The organism is Sodalis-like endosymbiont of Proechinophthirus fluctus (assembly GCF_001602625.1).
Lineage (GTDB): Bacteria > Pseudomonadota > Gammaproteobacteria > Enterobacterales > Enterobacteriaceae.
Genome location: NZ_LECR01000040.1, coordinates 4,540 through 8,948, shown reverse-complemented (window position 1 = coordinate 8,948; position 4,409 = coordinate 4,540). Strand labels below are relative to the sequence as shown.

Annotated in this window: 5 protein-coding genes; 2 read left to right on the top strand and 3 right to left on the bottom strand. The window is 51.7% G+C overall.

The features are described 5' to 3' along the window. On the top strand, positions 1–1,528 hold a 1,528-nt coding region (gene flgK, locus BG74_RS04400; RefSeq protein ID WP_244267278.1), incomplete at its 5' end, for a flagellar hook-associated protein FlgK. A 56-nt stretch (positions 1,529–1,584) separates the two neighbouring features. Continuing rightward, positions 1,585–2,523: a flagellar hook-associated protein FlgL gene (gene flgL, locus BG74_RS04395; protein ID WP_066596868.1), complete on the top strand. Its 939-nt coding sequence runs from the start codon at positions 1,585–1,587 to the stop codon at positions 2,521–2,523. 63 nt (positions 2,524–2,586) lie between these two features. Here the strand turns inward: flgL and fliR are convergent, their stop codons facing one another. The 3 genes from fliR to fliP are packed head-to-tail and all read right to left on the bottom strand — an operon-like array spanning position 2,587 to position 4,401. Then, positions 2,587–3,372: a flagellar biosynthetic protein FliR gene (gene fliR, locus BG74_RS04390; protein ID WP_066596866.1), complete on the bottom strand. Its 786-nt coding sequence runs from the start codon at positions 3,370–3,372 to the stop codon at positions 2,587–2,589. Positions 3,373–3,378: 6 nt separating this feature from the next. Further along, positions 3,379–3,648: a flagellar biosynthesis protein FliQ gene (fliQ, locus tag BG74_RS04385; RefSeq protein WP_066596864.1), complete on the bottom strand. Its 270-nt coding sequence runs from the start codon at positions 3,646–3,648 to the stop codon at positions 3,379–3,381. A gap of 18 nt (positions 3,649–3,666) precedes the next feature. Then, on the bottom strand, positions 3,667–4,401 hold the full coding sequence (gene fliP, locus BG74_RS04380) for a flagellar type III secretion system pore protein FliP (RefSeq protein ID WP_187202627.1): 735 nt from the start codon (positions 4,399–4,401) through the stop codon (positions 3,667–3,669). Positions 4,402–4,409: the final 8 nt, after the last annotated feature.

The window sequence follows — 4,409 nt, the reverse complement described above, 5'->3', positions numbered from 1 at the left end:
TGTGACCTCCACGGGCTATTTCGGCAACGGTGTCCGCGTCGATGGGGTTGCCCGCGCTTTCGATGAATATACCAATGAGCGGGTACGGGGGACGGAAACATTGCTGCGAGCCAGCGATGCGTATTATGCCAAGATGAGTTCGCTGGACCTAGAATTCAGTATGACCGACGACGGTATTGATACTAAGCTAAACAGCTTGTTTAACGCGCTGAAGGACATCAGCAAAGAGCCGATGAATGGTAACTACCGCAGTAGTGCGTTTGCGGCCCTTAAAGAACTTACCGGACGCTTCAATAAACTCAGCAATAAGCTCATCAAACAAGAGCAGAAAAATAATCAGGACATTCGGCAGTCGGTTAACAACATCAATCAATTGACCGGCCAACTGGCAAGTTTGAATCGGGAGATTAGCAATAGTCAGAGCATTGACGGCGGCAGTGCCTACGATCTGCTGGACAGGCGTGATGAGCTGTTGCAGGCGCTAAGCCAGCAAACCGGCATCAACACGCAGATTGACAGACGTACTGGGGCTGTCAACGTCACTTTGAGTAATGGCCATATGCTGGTGAGCGGCGACAAGGCCAACGCGCTGGAAGTCACGACCGATAAGAATAATCCGGGGCGCCAGGTTATTGCCTATCGCGGTGCCGAGAACGCGATTATCCCTCTGCAGGATAGTCTACTAGATAAGGGCGTTTTGGGCGGACTACTGGCGTTTCGCAATCAGGATCTACCGGAAATCCATAACCGGTTAAATGAGCTGGCCCTGCATTTAAGTAACCGCTTTAACAAGGTCAACCAGCAAGGATATGATGCTAAGGGCGAAAAGGGTAAGGATATATTCAGCTACAAGTTTCCAAAAGCTATAGCCAACGGTAAAAACCAAGGTAAAGTCGGCCTTTCGATAGCATTGAACACCGATTCAACCACCACGGGCGGGGTAGCGAAACCGCAGGAATATACCCTAAGCTTTAAGAACAGCCAGTGGAAGATCACGGGCACTGCTAACGGAAGAAAGGTAGAATCAACCGTCGTCGGCGGCAAACTGACGTTCGAGGGAGTCACTGTAGCGGTGGAGGGTGATCCGCAAGAGGGCGATAGCTATCAATTGAATCCGTTCAACGGTATTGCCGACAGCTTGGAGGTGAGCATCAAAAACGGTGATGAAATTGCCGCCGCCAGCGAAAAAGAGCCACAAGATACAGACGGTAAAGAGACGGGTAACAACGGTAACAGCATTGCGCTCGGTAATATCCAGCATGAGAAATTAATCAATGACGCCACGTTTAGTGATGCCTACGCTGGTCTGATTGGCTATGTCGGCACCATCACCCGCAATTTAATGGAAACGGCCAGCTCGCAGGAAAAAGCCTTCCAGGACGCCTACATGACGCTCAGCGAGAAAACCGGGGTCAATCTTAATCAGGAATATGTTCGAATGGAAATGTTCCGGCAGTATTATAATTCCAGCGCCCAAGTACTGCAAACTGCTAATTCACTGCTAGATACCCTGCTTACTATCCGCTAAATTGCCACCACGTGACCCAAATGCCGGAATTATATCGCCAATTTACGAGGTAAATAATGAATATCAGCACCCACTATATGTATAAACAGCAAACCCAGTTCATTATGAGCTCCGCGTCCCGCTTTAATTATGTGGCCATGCGTTTGAGCACTAACACCCGGGTATTGCGCCCGTCCGATGATCCCACCGCGGCGATGGATGCGGTGATTTACCGTAACTCCCTGGCGCAATTAGATTATTACAGAGGTACGCGCGGTTATGCCCGGGCCATGTTAACGAAACAGGGCGATACGCTGCAAACGGTCACCAACACGCTCTCAGCTATCAATGGCAAAATCATAGCCGTCCAGAAACTAACGGGGAATCTCGCACCTATAATCCAGGAGTTAGAGGGCCTGCGCGACGATCTCCTCGCCAGCGCCAACGCGCAGGACACCAGAGGCAATTATATCTTTGCCGGCTATAAAGCGGATGTGAAGCCTTTTCAAAAAGTGCAAGGTAGCGAGGGTATTGTTTATCAGGGCGGCAGTACCGCCATCGTCCAGCAGGTTGACGAAGGCCGGGAGATAAAAATTGGCCATATCGGCAGCAATATTTTCAATATTGAGGGTCAGGATACAGTTTTTAAAAAACTGGATGCGCTTATCGGCGCGCTAAAGAGCGATTTGGGTAATGACGTGGGCGGCGCATGGCCGGGTGAGGAACTGAAAGCGGTAATGAACGCCGCCCGTAGCGCGGTGAGAAAGACAGAAGATAACGTCGGTAATGTGCAGTTGGTTTCCGGTCTTAACCTGCAATTGCTCGACAAACTTGATGCTGCCGGCATAAGTCAACGCGAGGGGATCACCGATCGGCTGCAGCAGGGTCTTGGTCAGGATACGGGATCGCAAATAGCCTTGGTGACGGAGCTGCAATTATCCAAAGTCGCAATGGATTCCTCAATGATGGTCTTTCAGATGATGAAAGACATGTCATTATTCAATATGATGAAGTAAGTATTCGCTCAGGATGCCGAAGGTGCCGGGGCCGCCGCGCCGAGAGGTTTTCGCGCTGGTTTTTTATGTCTGTTGGCTGCCCATTGCGGCGAGGATTGTGGAAAGATATTGAAACAGCGTGCTAAATAGTTCTTCAGCGAAGGTTGCTAACAGCGGCATAGCCAGTATCAGCGCCAGCAGTCCGCCGCCGAGCGTTAGCGGAAAGCCAATAATAAACACAGAGAATTGCGGTGATAATCGGTTCAGCACCCCCAGAGTAATATTAAGCAATAATAGCAGGGTTATTGCTGGCAGCGCTAGCATCAGACCGCAGGAAAATAACAGGCCGGCAGCGCGCGCCAGCGCCAGGAAAATTTCGCCGTTAAGGGGCAGCGGCGAGATAGGGAGCAGTTGGAAGGTGTCGACTAGCACGTCGATCATCAGTAGGTGCGCGTCGAGAGAGACGAACAGCAACAGCAAAAGCACATTGAATAGGCGGGAGATAATCGGGGAGTTCGGCCCGCTGAAGGGGTCGAAAAAGGTGGCGAACGAGAGACCCATCTGCAAACCGATCACTTCGCCGGCGAAGCGCACGGTGCTAAAGGCGAACTGCAGCGTCATCCCCACCGTTATGCCAATGATAAGCTGCACCATGATGAGCCATAGCCCTGCTACGGAAACCAAGGGGGTGGTCACCGGCTCCATCCCGGGGGCAATCAGCAGCGTAATTAGCACCGCCAAGCCGATTTTGACTTTATTCGCGACCATTTTCTCGCTGAGCAGCGGCGCGCTGACGAAAAGCCCCAATAGACGAGCCAGCGGCCAGAAATGCGATCCTATGGCGTCCTGTATGGCGGTCAAGTCCAGCATGGCCCTTTAACTTATCGAATACGGTAGTTGGCTGAATAGCGTACGCATGTAATCCAGAAGAAGGTTGAGCATCCAGGGACCAGCGATAACTAGCGAAGTAATGACTGCTAGAATTTTTGGGATGAACGACAGCGTCATCTCGTTTATCTGGGTGGACGCCTGCAACAGGCTTACCAGTAAGCCGGTGACCATGGCGGCCAACAACGGCGGAGTAGAGAGCGACAACCCGACTTTCATTGCGTCAAAACCCAGTGTCATTACCCCTTCTGGCGTCATAGAAAGACCTCGTATAGGTTAACTGAAAAAGCTTTGGGCCAGAGACCCGAGTAATAGTTGCCAGCCGTCCACCATTACGAATAGCATTAGCTTAAACGGTAGCGACACCGTGGTGGGTGGCAACATCATCATACCCAGAGCCATCAGGACGCTGGCAATAACCAGATCGATAATCAGAAACGGAATAAACAGCGTGAAACCAATCTGAAAGGCGGTCTTAAGTTCGCTGGTGACAAATGCCGGCAGCAGGATGCGCATCGTTACCTGCTCTGGGCCGGCGAGCTCCGTCTGTTTTCCTAGGCGGGCATAAAGCGACAAATCCGTTTCCCGCGTTTGGGTCAGCATAAACTGCCGCAGCGGCTGTGCCGCCCGCTGTACCGCTGTTTCCATGCTGATTTGATCCTTGGAAAACGGCAGGTAGGCATCGTGATAAATGCTGTCCAGCACGGGAGACATGACAAAAAAGGTTAAACATAACGACAGTCCGATCAAGACCTGATTGGGTGGGGCGGAAGGTGTACCCAATGCGTTGCGCAGGATGACCAGTACTATAATGATGCGGGTAAATCCTGACATTAGCAAAAGCACCGCCGGTAAAAAAGTGAGCGACGTCAGCAACACCAACGTTTGTACCGGCAGCGACCAGCGCTGGCCGCCGTCGGGCAGGGTGTGTATTTGTAAGAGTCCCTGTTCCGCGGCGTGGGCGGCCTGGTAGGGCAACAGTATCAGTATCAGCGGCAGCACTAGCAGCAACCAAAACG

Excerpts from the sequence above, each read along its gene's own strand:
- flgL (WP_066596868.1), top strand. The coding sequence starts at position 1,585 with ATGAATATCAGCACCCACTATATGTATAAACAGCAAACCCAGTTCATT.
- fliR (WP_066596866.1), bottom strand. The coding sequence starts at position 3,372 with ATGCTGGACTTGACCGCCATACAGGACGCCATAGGATCGCATTTCTGG.
- fliQ (WP_066596864.1), bottom strand. The coding sequence starts at position 3,648 with ATGACGCCAGAAGGGGTAATGACACTGGGTTTTGACGCAATGAAAGTC.